Source organism: Streptomyces sp. NPDC056361 (assembly GCF_042262805.1).
Lineage (GTDB): Bacteria > Actinomycetota > Actinomycetes > Streptomycetales > Streptomycetaceae > Streptomyces.
Genome location: NZ_JBHJQI010000037.1, coordinates 37829 through 57667 on the forward strand (window position 1 = coordinate 37829; position 19839 = coordinate 57667).

The following is a 19839-nucleotide window of genomic DNA, read 5'->3' on the forward strand; positions in this document are numbered from 1 at the left end:
CTCAGTGCAGCAGCGTCTCGCACGCAGAGGATTCCTGGGAGCCGCCGCCGCCCTCGGCGCGGCGGCTCTCACCGGCCCGCTCGCCGCGGGCACGGCACAGGCGGCCGCACCCGGCGGGCGGTGGCCCACCGGGATACCGCTCCCGCTGGGCTTCCAGCCGGAGGGCATCGCCATCGGCCACAGCCCGTACGCCTACTTCGGCTCGCTCGGCAACGGCGCCGTCTACCGGGCCTCGCTGGCCACCGGCGAGGGCCGGATCGTCCACCAGGGCCTCGGCGACGGGCACTCCACCGTCGGGCTCAAGATCGACCGCGCCGAGCGGCGGCTCTTCCTCTCCGGCGGCTGGAGCCGGGAGATCCGGGTCGTCGACGCCCGCTCCGGCGCGCTCCTGCGCCACTTCACCGGGCTCGGCGCCGACACCACCATGGTCAACGACGTCGTCCTCACCCCCGGCGCCGCCTGGTTCACCGACTCCTTCCAGCCCCAGCTCTACCGCCTCGCCCTCGACCGCACCGGCGAACCCGGCCGCGAGGTGACCACCGTCCCGCTCGGCGGCGACTGGACGCAGGGCGCCGACTTCACCGCCAACGGCATCGAGCGCACCCCCGACGGCCGGGCACTGCTCGTGGTCAACGTCTTCCGCGACGGCGGTACGCTCCTGCGCGTCGACCCGCGCACCGGCACCGCCCGCGCGGTCGACCTCGGCGACCTCCGGATCCCGCACGGGGACGGCCTGCTGCTCCTCGGCCGCGACCTGTACGTCGTCCAGCAGGCGATCAACCAGATCGACGTGGTCCGGCTCGACGCGACCGGCTCGCGCGGCACCGCCATCGCCCGGATCACCGACCCGGAGCGGTTCCGCGTCCCCACCACCGCAGCGGCCTGGGGCGACCGGATCTACCTGCCCAACGCCCGGTTCGGCCTGGACCCGGACCCCGCCACCGTCGCCTACGACGCGGTGTCCGTGCCGCGCGTCTGATCCGCGGTCAGGGCCGAACGGGCCCGGAAAGCCGAACGGGAGGGGCGGCCGCGCCACCCCTCCCGTACCGGTCACTCCTCGGCGTCGCCGCCCGCGCCCTCGACGGGCGGCTCGGGCTCGGGTCCCGGGTCCTTCGCCGACTCGGCGCCCGACTCCTCACCCGGCCCGCCGGCCGCCTCCGCACGCGGCTCGGCGTCCGGCCGCGACGCGGGGTCCGCCTGCTCCGCGCCCGGTACGGCCTCCGGCCCCGGCTGCTCCGGCTTCGGCGGCCGTGTCCGGCCGCTGCCGGCGTCCCGCAGGAACGGCGAGTCGCCGCCGTCCGTCGCCACGCCGGGACCCGGACCGGTGCCGGGCTCGCGCCGCCTCAGGTACCGCTCGAACTCGCGGGCGATGGCCTCGCCCGAGGCCTCCGGCAGCTCCGCCGTGTCCCGCGCCTCCTCCAGGGTCTGCACGTACTCGGCGACCTCGCTGTCCTCGGCGGCCAGCTGGTCCACGCCCACTTGCCAGGCCCGCGCGTCCTCGGGCAGCTCGCCCAGCGGGATGCGCAGCCCGATCAGGTCCTCCAGGCGGTTGAGGAGCGCCAGGGTCGCCTTCGGGTTCGGCGGCTGCGACACGTAGTGCGGCACCGCCGCCCACAGGCTCACCGCCGGCACGCCCGCGTGCGTGCACGCCTCCTGGAGGATGCCGACGATGCCCGTCGGGCCCTCGTACCGGGTCTCCTCCAGGTCCATCGTCCGCGCCAGGTCGGGGTCGGAGGTGACCCCGCTGACCGGGACCGGCCGGGTGTGCGGGGTGTCCCCGAGCAGCGCGCCCAGGATCACCACCATCTCCACGCCCAGCTCGTGGGCGAAGGCGAGGATCTCGTTGCAGAAGGAGCGCCAGCGCATCGACGGCTCGATCCCGCGGACCAGCACCAGGTCACGGGGTTTCTCGCCGCCGACCCGGACCACGGAGAGCCGGGTCGTCGGCCAGGTGATCTTCCGGACGCCGTTGTCCAGGAAGACCGTGGGCCGGTTGACCTGGAAGTCGTAGTAGTCCTCGGCGTCGAGTGCCGCGAAGACCTCGCCCTTCCATTCCCGGTCCAGATGGGCGACCGCGGTGGAGGCGGCGTCGCCGGCGTCGTTCCAGCCTTCGAACGCGGCCACCATGACCGGGTCGATCAGCTCGGGTACCCCCTCGAGCTCGATCACCCAGCGCCTCCTTTTCGAAGTTCCTGTCGTACGGACCAACCTTACGGCTTTCCGGTGGCCCGTCCGCAGCCCCCGGACATCCCCGAAAACCCGTGCGGCCTTGATCGACTACCCAGGAACTCCCCTCCGCACACGGCGGCCCCGCACCTCCCCTCACTCCTCCCAGAGCGGGCTCGGAGCCTCCCTCCGCACCACCGGCGCGATCTCCTCCGCGAAGCGCTGGAGCGTCTCGGCCTGCTCGGCCGTCGACTGGCCGAAGGCGTCGACCGTCACCGACTGCAGGTCGTGCCCGTAGTGCGCGTGATAGCCGAGGATCTTGTCGATGATCTGCTGCGGCGAGCCGATCAGCTGGGGACCGCCCGCGATGGCGTCCTCGATCGTGCGGAACGGCGTGTTGTACCCGGCCTTGCCCTCCAGGTGCGGCCTGAAGCTCTGCCTGACCCTCGCCTCGTACAGGTCCTTGTAGCGGGAGACCGCCCGCTCGGCCGTGTCCGCGATGAGCAGGCCGCCGGAACCGGCCGCCACGCGCGCGTGCGCCGGGTCGTGGCCGTACTCCTCGAACTTCTCGCGGTAGTGGGCGATGAGCTTCGCGTACGCCTCGCGCGGCTGGATCGCGTTGGCGGTGAAGAGCGGATCGCCGTGCTTCGCCGCGAGCTCGGGGGAGTTCAGGCTGGTGGCCGAGCCGTGCCAGATCCGGGGCGCGCCGGCGTAGGGGCGGGGGATCGTGGTGACGTTCTTCAGCGGGGGACGGAACTCGCCCTCCCAGTCGACGCCCTCCTCCGTCCAGAGCCGGCGCAGGAGCTCGTACTTCTCCTTCTGGAGGTCCCACTGCCGCTCCTCGTCCAGGCCGAAGAGGTCGAAGTGCCCGGCCTCCGCGCCCTTGCCGACGACGAGTTCGAGCCGGCCGCGGGACAGCTGGTCGAGCGTGGCGAAGTCCTCGGCGACCCGGACGGGGTCGAGGATCGCGACCACCGTGACGCCGGTGAGCAGCCTGATCCGGGTGGTGCGCGCGGCGAGCGCGGCGAGCAGGACGGTCGGGGCCGAGGAGAGGAACGGGCCCGCGTGCCGCTCCCCGACCGCGTACGCGTCGAAACCGAGGCGCTCGGCGGTCTCGCCGAGCGAGACGACCTGCTCCAACCGGTCGGCGGCGGTGAGCAGTTCGCCGGTGAGCGGGTGCGGGGAGTGAGGGACGATCGAGAGCACCTGAAACTTCATGCCCCCACTCTGCGCGCCGAGTGTTGCGGCCGTGTGGACGGCGCGTGGCACGCCGCGGGGGCGGCCCCTCGAAGAGGAACCGCCCCCGGGTGCACGGGTGTTACTTCCGCAGCATCGACTCGACGCCTGCGCGGACCTCGTCCGTGGCCAGGCCCCGGATCGTCAGCGTCGTACGGCGGCGCAGCACGTCGTCCGCCGTCTCGGCCCACTCGTGGTCGCGGGCGTAGGCGACCTGCGCCCAGATCTCCGGCGCGTCCGGGTGGATCCGGCGGGCCAGGTCCGGGTTCTCGTTCGCCATGCGGGCGATCTCGAAGGACAGCGAGCCGTAGTGCGTCGCCAGGTGCTTGGCGGTGTCGGCGGCCATCCGGGGGCCGGGCGCCGGGCCGTCGACGAGCAGCCGGTGCGCGACCGCGTTCGGGTTGGCTATGCCGGGCAGCGGCAGCCGCTTCGGCAGCGCGGACACCGGCTCGTAGTCCTCGCCCAGCGGGTGGCCGGGGAGCTGCTCCAGCTTCTTCATGACCGTACGGCCGATGTGGCGGAAGGTCGTCCACTTGCCGCCGGCGACCGACAGCATGCCGCCGCGGCCCTCGGTGACGACCGTCTCGCGCTTCGCCTTGGAGGTGTCGCCGGGACCGCCCGGGAGCACCCGCAGGCCGGCGAAGGAGTAGGTGATGAGGTCGCGCGACAGCTGCTGGTCGCGGATGGAGAAGGCGGCCTCGTCCAGGATCTGGGCGGTGTCCTTCTCGGTGACCTCGACCTGGCCCGGGTCGCCCTCGTACTCCTCGTCGGTGGTGCCGAGGAGCAGCATGTCCTCCCAGGGGAGGGCGAAGGTGATGCGGTACTTGTCGATCGGGGTGGCCAGCGCGGCCTTCCACGGCGAGGTCCGCTTGAGGACCAGGTGCGCGCCCTTGGAGAGGCGGATGGAGGGGGCCGCGTTCGGGTCCTCCATCTTGCGCAGGTGGTCGACCCACGGGCCGGTCGCGTTGAGCACCAGGCGGGCGGTGACGCCGAACTCGTCCCCGCTGGTGCGGTCCTTGAGCTCGGCGCCGGTGACCCGGCCCCGGGTGAAGCGCAGCCCGGTGACCTCGGCGTGGTTGAGGACGGTGGCGCCGGCGTCGACCGCCGCGCGGACGGTCATCAGGGCCATCCGGGCGTCGTTCATCTGGTCGTCGCCGTAGACGGCCACGGCCTTCAGGTTGTCCGTCCGCAGCTCCGGCACGTCCTGCGCGGCCTTGGCGGGGGAGAGCAGGTGCCCGACGCCGTCGCCGAAGGCCGAGAGGGCGCTGTAGGCGAAGACGCCGGCGCCGAGCTTGGCCGCGCCGTGCGGGCCGCCCTTGTAGACGGGCAGGTAGAAGGTCAGGGGGTTGGCGAGGTGCGGTGCCACCTGACGGGAGACCGCACGCCGCTCGAAGTGGTTCTCCGCGACCAGCTTCACCGCGCCGGTCTGCAGGTAGCGCAGACCGCCGTGGAGGAGCTTCGAGGAGGCGGAGGAGGTGGCGCCGGCGAAGTCGCCGGCGTCCACCAGGGCCACCCGCAGGCCCGACTGCGCGGCGTGCCAGGCGGTGGAGATGCCCAGGATGCCGCCGCCGATCACCAGGAGGTCGTACGTCGCCTTGGAAAGCTGGTCCCGGGTCTCGGCGCGGCTCGGCAGGGAGCCGGACGCCGGGTGCGTCCCGAGGGCAGGGACGCTCTGCAGGGTGGTCATGTCGATCTACTCCTCGTCCTCGATCCAGCCCATGGTCCGCTCGACGGCCTTGAGCCAGCTCTTGTACTCGCTGTCACGCCTGTCGGCGTCCATGCGAGGGGTCCATTCCGCGGCACGGCGCCAGTTGGCGCGCAGCGCGTCGGTGTCCGGCCAGAAGCCGACGGCCAGGCCGGCGGCGTAGGCGGCACCGAGGCAGGTGGTCTCGGCGACCATCGGACGCACGACGGGCGCGTCCAGGAAGTCCGAGAGGGTCTGCATCAGCAGGTTGTTGGAGGTCATGCCGCCGTCGACCTTGAGCGCGGTCAGCTCGACGCCGGAGTCCTTCGTCATGGCGTCGGTGATCTCGCGGGTCTGCCAGGCGGTGGCCTCGAGGACGGCGCGGGCGATGTGCGCCTTGGTGACGTACCGGGTGAGGCCGGCGATCACACCGCGGGCGTCGGAGCGCCAGTACGGGGCGAACAGGCCGGAGAAGGCCGGCACGAAGTAGGCGCCGCCGTTGTCCTCGACCGAGGACGCGAGGGTCTCGATCTCGGCGGCGGACTTGATCAGGCCCATCTGGTCGCGCATCCACTGCACCAGCGAACCGGTGACGGCGATCGAGCCCTCCAGGGCGTAGACCGGCTTGGCCTCGCCGATCTGGTAGCCGACCGTGGTCAGCAGGCCGCTGTAGGAGTTGATGATCTTGTCGCCGGTGTTCATCAGCATGAACGTGCCGGTGCCGTACGTGGACTTGGCCTCGCCCTCGGCGAAACAGGTCTGGCCGAAGAGGGCCGCCTGCTGGTCGCCCAGCGCGGAGGCGACCGGGATGCCGTCCAGGGCGCCGCCCTTGACCTGGCCGTAGACCTCGGCGGACGAGCGGATCTCGGGCAGCACGGCCGCCGGGATCTCCATGGACTGGAGGATCTTGTCGTCCCACTCCATGGTGTGCAGGTTCATCAGCATGGTGCGCGAGGCGTTGGTGACGTCCGTGACGTGGACGCCGCCGTCGACGCCGCCGGTCAGGTTCCAGATGACCCAGGAGTCCATGGTGCCGAAGAGGATCTCGCCGCGCTCGGCGCGCTCGCGGAGCCCCTCGACGTTGTCGAGCAGCCAGCGGACCTTCGGGCCGGAGAAGTACGAGGCGAGCGGGAGGCCGGTCTCGCGGCGGAAGCGGTCCTGGCCGACGTTGCGGCCGAGTTCCTTGCAGAGCGCGTCGGTGCGGGTGTCCTGCCAGACGAGGGCGTTGTGGACGGGCTCGCCGGTGTTCTTGTCCCAGAGCAGCGTGGTCTCGCGCTGGTTGGTGATGCCGATGGCCTTGACGTCGGAGGCGGCGATGCCGCCCTTCGTCAGGGCGCCGGCGACGACCTCCTGGACGTTGGTCCAGATCTCGGCGGCGTCGTGCTCCACCCAGCCCGGCTTCGGGAAGATCTGCTCGTGCTCCTTCTGGTCGACCGAGACGATCCGGCCGTCCTTGTCGAAGACGATGCAGCGCGAGGAGGTGGTGCCCTGATCGATGGCCGCGATGAACGGGCCGGAGGTGTGTGCGTCGGTCACGGTGTGCTCCAAGGGAGGTCTGGAAGAAGGACGGCTCAGGCGAACGCGATGTTGTAGATACCCGCGGCGATGGCGCCACCGATCAGCGGACCGGCGACCGGGATCCAGGCGTAGCTCCAGTCGGAGGTGCCCTTGTGCGGCAGCGGGAGCAGGGCGTGCACGATGCGCGGGCCGAGGTCACGGGCGGGGTTGATCGCGTAACCGGTCGGGCCGCCGAGCGAGAGGCCGATGGAGACCACGACGAACGCGGTGATCAGGGCGCCTATGACGCCGAGGCCCTTGCCGCTGTCGTTGAGGCCCTGGGTGAGCACGGCCAGGACGAGCACGACGGTGCCGATGATCTCGGTGGCCAGGTTCTGCCAGGTGTTCCGGATCTCGGGGCCGGTGGAGAAGACGCCGAGCACCGGGCCGGGGCCCTCGATCGGCTTCTTGCCGGAGGCCTCGGGGTCGGCGAGGTGCGCCTGGAACTGGCCGTAGTAGGCCACCCAGACGAGCGCCGCACCGATCATGGCGCCGAGCATCTGGCCCGCGATGTAGACGGGGACGTTGCCCCACTCGCCGTCCTTGATCGCGATTCCGACCGTGACGGCGGGGTTCAGGTGGGCGCCCGAGAGGGAAGCCGTCATGTAGACGGCCGTCATGACGGCGAAGCCCCACCCGAAGGTGATCGCGAGCCAGCCCGCGTTGCGGGCCTTGGAGCCCTTGAGCGTCACGGCGGCGCACACGCCGCCGCCGAGCAGAATGAGTACGGCGGTACCGATGGTCTCGCCGAGGAAGATGTCGGAGCTGGACACCCGCGACTCCTTTGTCCTTCGTCCAGGGGAAGGCGAACCCCGGGTCCCTCCGGTGGTTCGCGCCCTCGTGTTGAGGGCGTTACCGGCCCTTGGCGCTGCCACACTCTAGCGTGTATTGCCGTTAGGTGTTCGGCATTGCCGACCGATGAACGGAAGTTTTGCCCCCGGGTTAACAGCACGTCAAGGGTCCGGGGCGCGAAAAACCCGCCGATAACGCGATCGTTACCGACGGGTTCAGTCGTGTTCGGGTGCCGTGGGGGGCGTACCTCCCGGGCGTGTCAGAAGCGGCCGGCCCCCAGGTCCCGCGACACCGCGCGGGCGCAGTCCCGCACCGCCGCCACCAGCTCCGGACGCAGCTCCCCGCCCGGGCAGAGGCGCTCCACGGCGCCCGTCACGGCCACCGCGCCCACCGGCATCCGCCGGCGGTCGTGGATCGGCGCGGCCACCGAGGCCACGCCCTCCCACGTCTCCTCGGCGTCCGCCGCCCAGCCGCGGGCCCGCACCAGGTCGAGCAGCTCCTCGAACTCCCCGGGCGCCGTGGTCGTCCGGGGCGTGAACGCCTCCCGCTCGACCTCCAGCACCTCGCTGTGCGCCACCGGGTCGTACGCCGAGAGGACCTTGCCCAGTGCCGTGGAGTGCAGCGGCTGCATGGCCCCCACCTCCAGGACCTGGCGGCTGTCGTCCGGTCGGAAGACGTGGTGCACGATCAGGACGCCGCGCTGGTGCAGCACCCCCAGGTGGACGCTCTCGCCGCTGGACCGGGCCAGGTCGTCCGTCCAGACCAGGGCCCGCGCCCGCAGCTCGTGCACGTCCAGGTAGCTGTTGCCGAGCCGCAGCAGCTCGGCGCCCAGCTGGTAGCGGCCGGAGGCCGGCTCCTGCTCCACGAAGCCCTCCGCCTGGAGGGTGCGCAGGATGCCGTGCGCCGTGCCCTTGGCCAGTCCCAGCGAGGACGCGATGTCGGACAGTCCGAGCCGGCGCTCGCCGCCCGCGAGCAGTCGCAGCATGGCCGCCGCCCGTTCAAGCGACTGGATGTTCTTCGCCATCGCCCGGCCCCTTATCCCTCTCACGCTGTTCGACAATGCTGAACACTATCGGTCGATGCCGACCTTGCGTTACACCTGACAGTGTCGGACAAGAACGGGTCGGACCGGGAGTCCCCGCACACAGGATGCCGTCCGCCCCGTGGGACGCCGTGTCCACCCCGGGCCGAGCGCGGTTACGCTGGCCACGTGCATCCTCCACCGAGGGTGCAAAGCCGACAGCCGTCGCATCCCAGGGAGCTCATCCATGGCCTCGTTGCCGACCCCTTCCGCTGACAGCCGGACCCGTGCCGCCGCCCTTCGCGAGGCGCTCGCGAGCCGGGTCGTCGTCGCCGACGGAGCCATGGGCACCATGCTCCAGGCACAGGACCCCACCCTCGAGGACTTCCAGGACCTCGAAGGCTGCAACGAGATCCTGAACGTCACCCGCCCCGACATCGTCCGCTCGGTCCACGAGGCGTACTTCGAGGCCGGCGTCGACTGCGTCGAGACGAACACCTTCGGCTCCAACCACTCGGCGGCGGGCGAGTACGAGATCGCGGACCGCATCTTCGAGCTCTCCGAGGCCGGCGCCCGGATCGCCCGCGAGGTCGCCGACGCGTTCGGCGCCCGGGACGGCCGCCAGCGCTGGGTCCTCGGTTCCATCGGCCCCGGCACCAAGCTGCCGTCGCTCGGCCACACCTCGTACGACGTACTGCGGGACGGCTACCAGCAGAACGCCGAGGGCCTGCTGGCCGGCGGCTCGGACGCCCTGATCGTGGAGACCACGCAGGACCTGCTGCAGACCAAGGCGAGCCTGATCGGCGCCCGCCGCGCGATGGACGCCCTGGGCCTGGACGTGCCCCTGATCTGTTCGCTCGCCTTCGAGACCACCGGCGTCATGCTGCTCGGCTCGGAGATCGGCGCCGCGCTGACCGCCCTGGAGCCGCTCGGCATCGACATGATCGGCCTGAACTGCTCGACGGGCCCGGCCGAGATGAACGAGCACCTCCGTTACCTCGCCCGCCACTCGCGCACGCCGCTCATGTGCATGCCGAACGCCGGCCTGCCCATCCTGACCAAGGACGGCGCCTACTTCCCGCTCACGCCGCCGGAGATGGCCGACGCGCAGGAGAACTTCGTCCGCGACTACGGCCTCTCGCTGGTCGGCGGCTGCTGCGGCTCGACGCCCGAGCACCTGCGCCAGGTCGTCGAGCGCGTCCAGGGCCTCACGCCCCCGGAGCGCGCCCCGCAGCCCGAGCCCGGCGCCGCCTCGCTCTACCAGACCGTGCCGTTCCGCCAGGACACCTCGTACATGGCGATCGGCGAGCGCACCAACGCCAACGGCTCCAAGAAGTTCCGCGAGGCCATGCTGGAAGGCCGCTGGGACGACTGCGTCGAGATGGCCCGCGACCAGATCCGCGAAGGCGCGCACATGCTCGACCTGTGCGTCGACTACGTCGGCCGCGACGGCGTCGCCGACATGCAGGAGCTGGCCGGCCGCTTCGCGACCGCCTCCACCCTGCCGATCGTCCTCGACTCCACCGAGGTCGACGTCCTGCGCGCCGGCCTGGAGAAGCTCGGCGGCCGCGCCGTCATCAACTCCGTCAACTACGAGGACGGCGACGGCCCCGACTCCCGCTTCGCCAAGGTGACCCGCCTGGCCCAGGAGCACGGCGCCGCGCTGATCGCCCTGACCATCGACGAGGAGGGCCAGGCCCGCACCGTCGAGCACAAGGTCGCCATCGCCGAGCGGCTCATCGACGACCTCACCGGCAACTGGGGCATCCTCGAGTCGGACATCCTCATCGACACGCTGACGTTCACGATCTGCACCGGCCAGGAGGAGTCCCGCAAGGACGGCATCGCGACGATCGAGTCGATCCGCGAGCTGAAGCGGCGCCACCCGGACGTCCAGACGACCCTGGGCCTGTCCAACATCTCCTTCGGCCTCAACCCGGCCGCCCGCATCCTCCTGAACTCCGTCTTCCTCGACGAATGCGTCAAGGCCGGCCTCGACTCGGCGATCGTCCACGCCTCGAAGATCCTGCCGATCGCCCGCTTCGACGACGAGCAGGTCACCACCGCCCTCGACCTGATCTACGACCGGCGCGCCGAGGGCTACGACCCGCTGCAGAAGCTGATGGCGCTCTTCGAGGGCGTCAACACCAAGTCGATGAAGGCCGGCAAGACCGAGGAACTCCTCGCCCTGCCCCTCGACGAGCGCCTCAAGCGGCGCATCATCGACGGCGAGAAGAACGGTCTGGAAGCCGACCTCGACGAGGCCCTGACGACCCGCGCGGCCCTCGACATCGTCAACGACACCCTCCTCGACGGCATGAAGGTGGTCGGCGAGCTGTTCGGCTCCGGCCAGATGCAGCTGCCGTTCGTGCTCCAGTCCGCCGAGGTCATGAAGACCGCGGTGGCCCACCTGGAGCCCCACATGGAGAAGTCCGACGCCGAGGGCAAGGGCACGATCGTCCTCGCCACCGTCCGCGGCGACGTCCACGACATCGGCAAGAACCTCGTCGACATCATCCTCTCCAACAACGGCTACAACGTCGTCAACATCGGCATCAAGCAGCCCGTCTCCGCGATCCTGGAAGCCGCCGAGGAGCACTCCGCCGACGTCATCGGCATGTCCGGCCTCCTCGTGAAGTCCACCGTGATCATGAAGGAGAACCTGCAGGAGCTGAACCAGCGCGAGCTGGCCGCCAAGTACCCCGTCATCCTCGGCGGCGCCGCCCTGACCAGGGCCTACGTCGAACAGGACCTCCACGAGATCTACCAGGGCGAGGTCCGCTACGCCCGCGACGCCTTCGAGGGCCTGCGCCTCATGGACGCCCTCATCTCCGTCAAGCGGGGCGTCCCCGGAGCCGCGCTCCCCGAGCTGAAGCAGCGCCGCGTCGTCAAGCGCGACACCGCCGCCCTCCAGGTCGACGAGCCGGAGCCCGGCGGGCGCTCCGACGTGGCCACCGACAACCCGGTGCCGACCCCGCCGTTCTGGGGCACCCGGGTCGTCAAGGGCATCCCGCTGAAGGACTACGCCTCCTGGCTCGACGAGGGCGCCCTCTTCAAGGGCCAGTGGGGCCTCAAGCAGAACCGCGCCGGCGACGGCCCCTCGTACGAGGAGCTCGTCGAGTCCGAGGGACGGCCGCGGCTGCGCGGCTGGCTGGAGCGCCTCCACACGGAGAACCTCCTGGAGGCGGCCGTCGTCCACGGCTACTTCCCGTGCGTCTCCAAGGGCGACGACCTGATCATCCTGGACGAGGCCGGCAACGAGCGGACCCGCTTCTCCTTCCCGCGCCAGCGCCGGGGCCGCCGCCTCTGCCTCGCGGACTTCTTCCGCCCGGAGGAGTCCGGCGAGACCGATGTCGTCGGCCTCCAGGTCGTCACCGTCGGCTCGAAGATCGGCGAGGCCACGGCCAAGCTCTTCGCGTCGGACTCCTACCGCGACTACCTGGAGCTGCACGGCCTCTCCGTCCAGCTCGCCGAGGCCCTCGCCGAGTACTGGCACGCCCGCGTCCGCGCCGAGCTCGGCTTCGCCGGCGAGGACCCGGCGGACGTCCAGTCCATGTTCGACCTCAAGTACCGCGGCGCGCGCTTCTCCCTCGGGTACGGCGCCTGCCCCGACCTGGAGGACCGCGCGAAGATCGCCGAACTCCTCCGCCCGGAACGGATCGGCGTCCACCTCTCGGAGGAGTTCCAGCTCCACCCCGAGCAGTCCACCGACGCCATCGTGATCCACCACCCCGAGGCGAAGTACTTCAACGCACGGTGACCGCCGGGCGGCGCCCGGCGACCGACGTGACGGACGCGTGGATCAAATCCGCGCGTCCGCGATGATCCGGACGTACACTTGTCGGTCCAGTGCAGGCCGGTCTTCCTCCCCGTACCGGGGAGGGGGGCCGGCCTTCTCGTCCCTCCATGGAGGTGTGCCGGATGACCAGTACGGTCCCCGCGTCCCTGTTCCGTACGAACGGCAGCTCCGCCCTGCAGGCGGTCTTCCTCGACATGGACGGGACCCTCGTCGACACGGAGGGGTTCTGGTGGGACGCGGAGGTCGAGGTCTTCGCCGACCTCGGACACCGGCTCGACGAGGCGTGGCGGGACGTCGTCGTCGGCGGTCCGATGACCCGCAGCGCGGGCTACCTCATCGAGTCCACCGGCGCCGACATCACCATCGAAGAGCTGACCGTGCTGCTCAACGAGAAGTTCGAGCAGCGCATCGACCGGGGCGTCCCGCTCATGCCGGGCGCCGAACGGCTGCTCGCCGAACTGGCCCGGCACTCCATCCCGACCGCCCTGGTCTCCGCCTCGCACCGGCGGATCATCGACCGGGTCCTCGACTCGCTCGGCCGCGACCGCTTCACCCTGACCGTCGCCGGCGACGAGGTCGTGCGGACCAAGCCGCACCCGGAGCCGTACCTGACGGCCGCCCGCGGGGTCGGGGCCGACCCCACGCTGTGCGCGGTCATCGAGGACACGGCGACCGGTGTGGCGGCCGCGGAGGCCGCCGGCTGCCGGGTCGTCGCGGTCCCCTCGGTCGCCCCGATCGCGGCCTCCGCGGGCCGGGTCGTCGTGCGCTCCCTCGAAGAGGTCGACGTGCCTTTCCTGCGTACTCTGATCTCCGGAATCTGAGCTATATCTGAGCTTTCCCGGGACCTAATGCGCTTTCCCGGGAGGGAATCCCGCGGGCCATTCACCGAGACGGCATTCTCGTGACCTTCGTCACGCAGAGTGCCCGGCGGTGGGTGGCCCGCGTGCGTTTCCCGTCCGAAATGGGCGTGTTCTGTTGCCCTCATGTGTCCCGATTCGCTCACGCGCGTCCCTGTCGCGGCATCGCATGACTATCGGGAACCGCGCATTCATGCTCACGGTGCGGCAGCCCCCGGCGCCGACGGCGGTCCGGCAATAGCGGCGCCGCCCACTAATCTTTCGCGAGTACTTCGCCGTATAACCGCGTGCACCGGCGCACACCCAAGCCGCCGTCCGCACAGGACCGATCGCAACACCCGGCCCGATCGCTCCCGCCCCGACCGGGCGGCCGGCGGCGGAGTTCCCACTGACCGCTGTATCCCAGTGCCGGATGAGGAGATCGTCCCTGATGAACCGCAAGACCCTGGTGCTGCCGGCCGTGGCCGGACTGCTCGCCCCTCTGCTCGCCGCCTGTGGAGGAGCGGAGGACGGCGCCGCGGCCATCGTCGTCGGCACCACGGACCAGTTCATCGCCACCGAGGACGCGCCCGCCCCGCTCGACCCGGCCTTCGCCTACGACACCGGCGCCTGGAACATCCTCCGGCAGACCGTCCAGACCCTGATGCACACGCCCCGCGGCGGCGGCGAGCCCGTCCCCGAGGCCGCCCAGAGCTGCGGCTTCACCGACAAGGCCAGCGAGAGCTACCGCTGCAAGCTCCGCCCCGGCCTCACCTTCGCCGACGGCACCCCCGTCACCGCCGAGGACGTCAAGTACTCCATCGAGCGCGTCCTGAAGATCAAGTCGGACAACGGCACGGCCGCGCTCCTCGCGAACGTCGACGCCGTCGAGACCCAGGGCACCGACGGCGTCGTCTTCCACCTCAAGAGCCCCGACGCCACCTTCCCGTACAAGCTCTCCACCCCCGTCGCCGGCATCCTCAGCAAGGACAAGTACGCCGCCGACCAGCTCCGCGACGGCTTCGACGTCGACGGCTCGGGGCCGTACACCCTGAAGGTCGAGCGCGACGGCGAGAAGGCCACCCGGTTCGTCTTCACCAAGAACCCGTCCTACAAGGGCGACATCACGCTGCGCAACGACAAGGTCGAGCTGCGTCCCTACGCCGACGCCGGCGCCATGGGCGCGGCCCTGGAGAGCGACGACATCGACATGATGGCCCGCTCCCTGTCGCAGAAGCAGATCAAGGACCTCACCGAGACGCCCAAGGACGGCATCGAGGTCACCGAGGTCCCCGGTCTGGAGATCCGCTACCTCGGCTTCAACACCAAGGCCCCCTCCGTGGAGGAGAAGGCCGTCCGCCAGGCGATGGCCTCCGTCGTCGACCGCGGCGCCCTGGTCAACCTCGTCTACGGCCCCACCGCCGAGCCGCTGTACTCGCTGATCCCCTCCAGCATCACCGGCCACGCCACCCCGTTCTTCGACGAGTACGGCGAGCCCGACCCCGCGCGCGCCGCCAAGATCCTCAAGGACGCGGGCGTCAAGACCCCGGTCAAGGTGACCCTGAACTACACCACCGACCACTACGGCGCCGAGACCGCCCAGGAGTTCGAGGCGATCAAGAAGCAGCTCGTCGCCTCCGAACTCTTCGACGCCACCGTCAAGGGCTCCGAGTGGTCGAAGTTCCGCACCGCCCAGAAGCGCGGCGACTACGCCGTCTACGGCCTCGGCTGGTTCCCGGACTTCCCGGACCCCGACAACTACGTCGCGCCCTTCCTCGACAGCGACAACTTCCTCAACACGCCCTACGTGAACAAGGTCGTCCGCGACCAGCTCATCCCGCGCTCGCGCCGCCTCGCCGACCGCACCGCGGCGACCCCCGTCTACGCGCAGATCCAGAAGATCGTCGCCCAGGACGTGCCCGTCCTGCCCCTGTGGCAGGGCAAGCAGTACGTCGCCGCGCGCAACGACCTCAACGGCGTCGAGTACGCCCTCAACACCTCCTCCGACCTGCTCCTCTGGGAACTGGGCCGCGGGACCGCATAACCCCTTGTCCCGATCGGTGGTACCGGCCGCGCACCAGGGCGCGGCCGGTCTGACATAGAGATCACGAGGCACGTTCTGTGAAGGCACACTCCAAGTGGCTGACGGCCCCGCTCGCCGCGGGCCTGTCCGCCGCGCTCCTCAGCGGCTGCGGCACCGAACAGGGCGGCTCCGGCGCCTCCGGTGACGGCGTGCGCGTCGGCATGTCCGACGAGATCCTGGCCACCGATCCGGCCGCGGGCTACGACCCCGGCTCCTGGCTGCTGTTCAACAACGTCTTCCAGTCGCTGCTCGCCTTCCCGAAGGGCGGCTTCGAGCCCGAGCCCGAGGCCGCCGACAAGTGCGGCTTCGCCACCGGGAGCAAGGTCTACACCTGCACCCTGCGGGACGGCCTCACCTTCTCCAACGGCAACAAGCTCACCTCGGAGGACGTCAAGTTCTCCTTCGAGCGGGCCCTCAAGATCGACGACCCCTCCGGTCCGGCGCCGCTGCTGTCCACCATCGACAAGATCGAGACCCCGGACGAGCGGACCGTCGTCTTCCACCTCAAGGTCCCCGACGCCACCTTCCCCAGCAAGATCGCCTCCGGCGCCGGCTCCATCGTCGACCACCGCGAGTACCCCGCCGACGCCCTGCGCACCGACGGCAAGGCCATCGGCTCCGGCCCGTACAAGCTGGAGTCCATCAGCGACACCGCGGCCACCTTCTCCGCCAACTCCGGCTACCACGGCCTCGCCCGGCCCAAGAACAGCGGGATCACCCTCAAGCTGTACCAGGGCGACCGCGCCGCCCTGGCCAAGGCCCTCGCCGACGGCGACGTGGACATCGCCTACCGAGGCCTCTCCGCCGACGACATCGCCGCCCTCGAGACCTCCGACACCACGGACGACAAGGGCATCGAGGTCATCCAGGGCAGCAGCGCCGAGGTCCAGCACCTCGTCTTCAACATGAAGGACCCGGTCGTCGGCAAGCTCGGCGTCCGCAAGGCCATCGCCCACCTCGTCGACCGCGAGGCCCTCGTCGAGCACGTCTACAAGTCGACGGCCACCCCGCTCTACTCGATCGTCCCGACCGGCATCGCCGGCCACAACACCGCCTTCTTCGACACCTACGGCACCCCCGACGCGGCGAAGGCCAAGAAGGCCCTGCGCTCCGCCGGGATCACCGAGAAGGTGAAGCTCACCCTCTGGTCCACCCCCAGCCGCTACGGCCCGGCCACCGACCAGGAGCTGAAGGCCATCGCCGGCCAGCTCAACGACAGCGGCCTCTTCGACGCCGACGTCAAGTCCGTCGCCTACGACCAGTACGAGAAGGACATCGAGGCCGGCAAGTACGGCGTCTACGTCAAGGGCTGGGTCCCCGACTACCCCGACGCCGACAACTTCACCTCGCCGTTCTTCGGCGAGGGCAACGTCCTCGGCAACCACTACGAGAACGCCGAGATCACCGGCCGCCTCCTCCCGGAGACCGCCGCCATCACCGACCGCGCCGGAACCGGCGACGAGTACGGAAAGCTCCAGAACCTCGTCGCCGAGGAGCTCCCGATGCTCCCGCTGTGGCAGGGCAAGCAGTACGCCGTCGCCCGCGACGACATCACCGGCCTCGAATGGACCCTCGACGCGTCCACCGTCTTCCGCTTCTGGGAGATCCGGAAGGGCTGACACCGGGCGCCGCACGGCACACGGGAAGGGCCCGGCACGCACCGCGTGTCGGGCCCTTCCCGTGCCCCTGCCGGGGCGGGTCGGCTACTGGCCGGCGCCCGGCCGCACCAGACCGCTCTCGTACGCGTACACCGCGGCCTGCACCCGGTCGCGCAGCCCCAGCTTCGTCAGCACATGGCCCACGTGCGTCTTCACCGTCGTCTCGCTGACGAACAGGTCCGCCGCGATCTCCGCGTTCGACAGGCCCCGAGCCACCAGCTTCAGCACCTCCACCTCGCGGTCGGTCAGGGTGCTCAGCGTGTCCGGCATCCGCTCCTCGCCCGTCGGCAGGTGCGCCGAGTACTTGTCGAGCAGCCGGCGCGTGATCGAGGGCGCCAGCATCGCCTCGCCCGCCGCCACCACCCGGATCGCCTGCACCAGCTCGTTCGCCGGGGCGTCCTTGAGCAGGAAGCCGCTCGCCCCCGCCCGCAACGCCTCCACCACGTACTCGTCCAGATCGAACGTGGTCAGCACGAGCACCTTCGCCGGACCGTCCCGGCCCGGACCCGTGATCTGCCGGGTCGCCTCGACCCCGTCCATCCGCGGCATCCGGATGTCCATCAGCACCACGTCCGGCTGGAGCGCGCGCACCTGCTCCTGCGCCTGGAGACCGTCCCCGGCCTCACCCACCACCGCGATGTCCTGCTCCGCCTCCAGAATCATCCGGAAGCCGGTGCGCAGCAGCGGCTGATCGTCGACCAAGAGGACGCGGATCGTCACAAGGGCTCCTTCACGGGGCGGGCCGGGCACACGACGGCGACCCGGCTCACGGTGCGGGCAAGGCTCACGGTGCGGGCGGGGCCGGGTCCATTCTGCCCTGACCCGATTCACCCGACTCCGGCGGGCGCGCGGAGACGATCTTCAGCGGATACACCGGGGGAGTGCCCCCGAACTCCGGACAGACCGCCTGGTGGTCGCACCAGCCGCACAGCTTCGTCGGACGCGGCCGCCAGTCGCCCGTCTCCGTCGCCAGCCGGATCGCGTCCCACAGGGCGAGGAGCTTCCGCTCCACCCGCACCAGGTCCGCCTCCACCGGGTCGTACGTCAGCACGTCCCCACTGCCCAGATAGACCAGCTGGAGCCGGCGCGGCAGCACCCGCCGCAGCCGCCAGATCACCAGCGCGTAGAACGTCATCTGGAACAGCGCGCCGTCGCGGTACTCGGGCCGGGGCGCCTTCCCCGTCTTGTAGTCCACGATCCGCACGTCACCCGAGGGCGCCACGTCGATCCGGTCGATCACACCGCGCAGCCGCAGCCCCGAGTCCAGCTCCGTCTCCACGAACAGCTCGCGCTCGGCCGGCTCCAGCCGCGACGGGTCCTCCAGCGTGAACCACCGCTCGACCAGCCGCTCCGCCTCGCCCAGCCAGCTCGCGAGCCGCTCCCCGTCGGGATCCTCCGCGAACAGCTCGCCCAGCTCCGGCTTCGACTCGAGCAGCCGGTCCCACTGCCCCGGCACCATCGCCTTCGCCCGCGGCGCCGTCCGGTCCGCCGCCGGATCGTCGAAGAGCCGCTCGAGCACCGCGTGCACCAGCGTGCCCCGCGTCGCCGCCGGACTCGGCTTCTCCGGCAGCCGGTCGATCACCCGGAACCGGTACAGCAGCGGACACTGCATGAAATCGCTCGCCCGCGACGGCGACAACGACATGGGCGCCCGGGGCTCCGCCGGCACCTGCTCGCTCGTACTCATGACGAAGACCCTACGACCCGCCACCGACATCGCGCGGAATACCATCGACCCGGGACCCCGTCGCACTGCATGATCGAACCGTGACGCACCGACGCGGGTCACACCACGCGACGAGAGGAACCCGTGAACCAGGACGAGCCCAAGCCGCAGCGGACCGAGGAGCCCGGCGGCGGCATCCTCATGGGCCGCCCCTTCGGCGTGCCCGTCTACGTCGCCCCCAGCTGGTTCCTCGTCGCCGCCCTCATCACCTGGGTCTTCGGCGACCAGATCGAACGCGTCCTGCCCGAACTCGGCGCCGCCCGCTACCTCGTCTCCCTCTTCTTCGCCGTCGCCTTCTACGCCTCCGTGCTCGTCCACGAACTGGCGCACACCGTCGCCGCGCTCCGCTTCAAGCTCCCGGTGCGACGCATCCAGCTCCAGTTCTTCGGCGGCGTCTCCGAGATCGAGAAGGAGAGCGAGACCCCCGGCCGCGAGTTCGTCCTCGCCTTCGTCGGCCCCCTCCTCTCCCTCGTCCTCTCCGGCGTGTTCTACCTCTCCCTGTACGCCGTCGAGCCGGGCACCGTCCCCGGCGTCCTCCTCGCCGGCCTGATGATCTCCAACCTCATCGTCGCCGCCTTCAACCTGCTCCCCGGCCTCCCGCTCGACGGCGGCCGGATGCTCCGCGCCGTCGTCTGGAAGATCACCGGCAAGCCCATGAGCGGCACCGTCGCCGCCGCCTGGGTCGGCCGCGCCCTCGCCGTCCTCGTCCTCGTCGGCCTGCCGCTGCTCACCCGCACCGGCCTCCTCGGCAACTCCACCGAGGACATCAGCGGCTTCACCACCGTCACCGACGCCCTGCTCGCCGCGATCCTCGCCGCCATCATCTGGACCGGCGCCGGCAACAGCCTCCGCATGGCCCGGCTCCGCGAGCACCTCCCCGAGCTCCGCGCCCGCGTCCTCACCCGCCGCGCCATCCCCGTCGAGCACACCACCCCGCTCTCCGAGGCCCTCCGCCGCGCCAACGAGGCCGGCGCCCGCGCCCTCGTCGTCGTCGACGGCGGCGGCGAGCCCACCGGCATCGTCCGCGAGGCCGCCATCGCCGCCGTGCCCCAGCACCGCCGCCCGTGGGTCGCCGTCAGCACCCTCGCCCAGGACATCGCCGAGGGCATGCGGGTCCCCGCCGAACTCACCGGCCAGCCCCTCCTCGACCACCTCCGCGCCAGCCCGGCCACCGAGTACCTCGTCGTCGAGGACACCGGCGAGATCTACGGCGTCCTGGCCACCACCGACGTCGAGCGCGCCTTCGTCAAGGCCATGGCACGACCGTCCTCGTAACCCCGG

14 protein-coding genes are annotated in these 19839 nt (G+C 71.0%); 6 read left to right on the plus strand and 8 right to left on the minus strand.

The features are described from left to right. The first annotated feature begins 4 nt into the window (after window positions 1-4). Window positions 5-979: a superoxide dismutase gene (locus ACFCY7_RS14970; RefSeq protein WP_376484809.1), complete on the plus strand. Its 975-nt coding sequence runs from the start codon at window positions 5-7 to the stop codon at window positions 977-979. 71 nt (window positions 980-1050) lie between these two features. On the opposite strand, the gene ACFCY7_RS14975 is transcribed toward ACFCY7_RS14970, so the two are convergent. The 6 genes from ACFCY7_RS14975 to ACFCY7_RS15000 all read right to left on the minus strand — a co-directional run bounded on the left by ACFCY7_RS14975 (window position 1051) and on the right by ACFCY7_RS15000 (window position 8459). After that, window positions 1051-2169 (minus strand): PAC2 family protein, encoded by a 1119-nt coding sequence (locus tag ACFCY7_RS14975; RefSeq protein ID WP_376484812.1) that lies wholly within the window; start codon window positions 2167-2169, stop codon window positions 1051-1053. A 153-nt stretch (window positions 2170-2322) separates the two neighbouring features. Further along, entirely contained in the window at window positions 2323-3384 is a 1062-nt protein-coding gene (locus ACFCY7_RS14980; protein WP_376484815.1) for an LLM class flavin-dependent oxidoreductase, read from the minus strand. Window positions 3385-3484: 100 nt separating this feature from the next. Next, a complete protein-coding gene (locus ACFCY7_RS14985) occupies window positions 3485-5089 on the minus strand; it encodes an FAD-dependent oxidoreductase (RefSeq protein ID WP_376484818.1) in 1605 nt (534 codons plus the stop codon). A gap of 6 nt (window positions 5090-5095) precedes the next feature. Then, window positions 5096-6622 carry a glycerol kinase GlpK gene (gene glpK / locus ACFCY7_RS14990; RefSeq protein WP_376484820.1) on the minus strand — a complete coding sequence of 509 codons (1527 nt, stop codon included), beginning with the start codon at window positions 6620-6622 and terminating at the stop codon, window positions 5096-5098. Window positions 6623-6657: 35 nt separating this feature from the next. After that, window positions 6658-7416, minus strand: a complete 759-nt coding sequence (locus tag ACFCY7_RS14995) for an MIP/aquaporin family protein (protein WP_376484822.1) — start codon at window positions 7414-7416, stop codon at window positions 6658-6660. Window positions 7417-7694: 278 nt separating this feature from the next. After that, entirely contained in the window at window positions 7695-8459 is a 765-nt protein-coding gene (locus ACFCY7_RS15000) for an IclR family transcriptional regulator (protein ID WP_376484824.1), read from the minus strand. Between the two features lie 244 nt (window positions 8460-8703). On the opposite strand from ACFCY7_RS15000, the gene metH reads away from it, so the two are divergent. The 4 genes from metH (at window position 8704) to ACFCY7_RS15020 (ending at window position 16793) form a co-directional block, all read left to right on the plus strand. Next, the gene (gene metH / locus ACFCY7_RS15005; protein ID WP_376484828.1) at window positions 8704-12216 is read left to right on the plus strand and encodes a methionine synthase; all 3513 of its coding nucleotides are present in this window, start codon (window positions 8704-8706) and stop codon (window positions 12214-12216) included. Window positions 12217-12377: 161 nt separating this feature from the next. Continuing rightward, window positions 12378-13076, plus strand: coding sequence for an HAD family hydrolase (locus ACFCY7_RS15010; RefSeq protein ID WP_376484831.1), 699 nt, complete (start codon window positions 12378-12380; stop codon window positions 13074-13076). 466 nt (window positions 13077-13542) lie between these two features. Then, window positions 13543-15135, plus strand: coding sequence for an ABC transporter substrate-binding protein (locus ACFCY7_RS15015; protein WP_376484834.1), 1593 nt, complete (start codon window positions 13543-13545; stop codon window positions 15133-15135). 77 nt (window positions 15136-15212) lie between these two features. Further along, window positions 15213-16793 carry an ABC transporter substrate-binding protein gene (locus tag ACFCY7_RS15020; protein ID WP_376484837.1) on the plus strand — a complete coding sequence of 527 codons (1581 nt, stop codon included), beginning with the start codon at window positions 15213-15215 and terminating at the stop codon, window positions 16791-16793. A gap of 84 nt (window positions 16794-16877) precedes the next feature. On the opposite strand, the gene ACFCY7_RS15025 is transcribed toward ACFCY7_RS15020, so the two are convergent. Together ACFCY7_RS15025 and ACFCY7_RS15030 are read right to left on the minus strand one after the other, a co-directional pair. Continuing rightward, a complete protein-coding gene (locus tag ACFCY7_RS15025; protein ID WP_367820603.1) occupies window positions 16878-17552 on the minus strand; it encodes a response regulator in 675 nt (224 codons plus the stop codon). Window positions 17553-17616: 64 nt separating this feature from the next. Continuing rightward, entirely contained in the window at window positions 17617-18519 is a 903-nt protein-coding gene (locus ACFCY7_RS15030; protein WP_376484840.1) for a RecB family exonuclease, read from the minus strand. A gap of 180 nt (window positions 18520-18699) precedes the next feature. On the opposite strand from ACFCY7_RS15030, the gene ACFCY7_RS15035 reads away from it, so the two are divergent. Next, the gene (locus ACFCY7_RS15035; RefSeq protein ID WP_376484855.1) at window positions 18700-19833 is read left to right on the plus strand and encodes a site-2 protease family protein; all 1134 of its coding nucleotides are present in this window, start codon (window positions 18700-18702) and stop codon (window positions 19831-19833) included. The last annotated feature ends 6 nt before the right edge of the window (window positions 19834-19839 follow it).

Coding starts and splice junctions, on each gene's coding strand:
- ACFCY7_RS14980 (WP_376484815.1), bottom strand. CDS start 3,384: ATGAAGTTTCAGGTGCTCTCGATCGTCCCTCACTCCCCGCACCCGCTC.
- ACFCY7_RS15035 (WP_376484855.1), top strand. CDS start 18,700: ATGGGCCGCCCCTTCGGCGTGCCCGTCTACGTCGCCCCCAGCTGGTTC.
- ACFCY7_RS15000 (WP_376484824.1), bottom strand. CDS start 8,459: ATGGCGAAGAACATCCAGTCGCTTGAACGGGCGGCGGCCATGCTGCGA.
- ACFCY7_RS15010 (WP_376484831.1), top strand. CDS start 12,378: ATGACCAGTACGGTCCCCGCGTCCCTGTTCCGTACGAACGGCAGCTCC.
- ACFCY7_RS14985 (WP_376484818.1), bottom strand. CDS start 5,089: ATGACCACCCTGCAGAGCGTCCCTGCCCTCGGGACGCACCCGGCGTCC.
- ACFCY7_RS15015 (WP_376484834.1), top strand. CDS start 13,543: ATGAACCGCAAGACCCTGGTGCTGCCGGCCGTGGCCGGACTGCTCGCC.
- metH (WP_376484828.1), top strand. CDS start 8,704: ATGGCCTCGTTGCCGACCCCTTCCGCTGACAGCCGGACCCGTGCCGCC.
- ACFCY7_RS15030 (WP_376484840.1), bottom strand. CDS start 18,519: ATGAGTACGAGCGAGCAGGTGCCGGCGGAGCCCCGGGCGCCCATGTCG.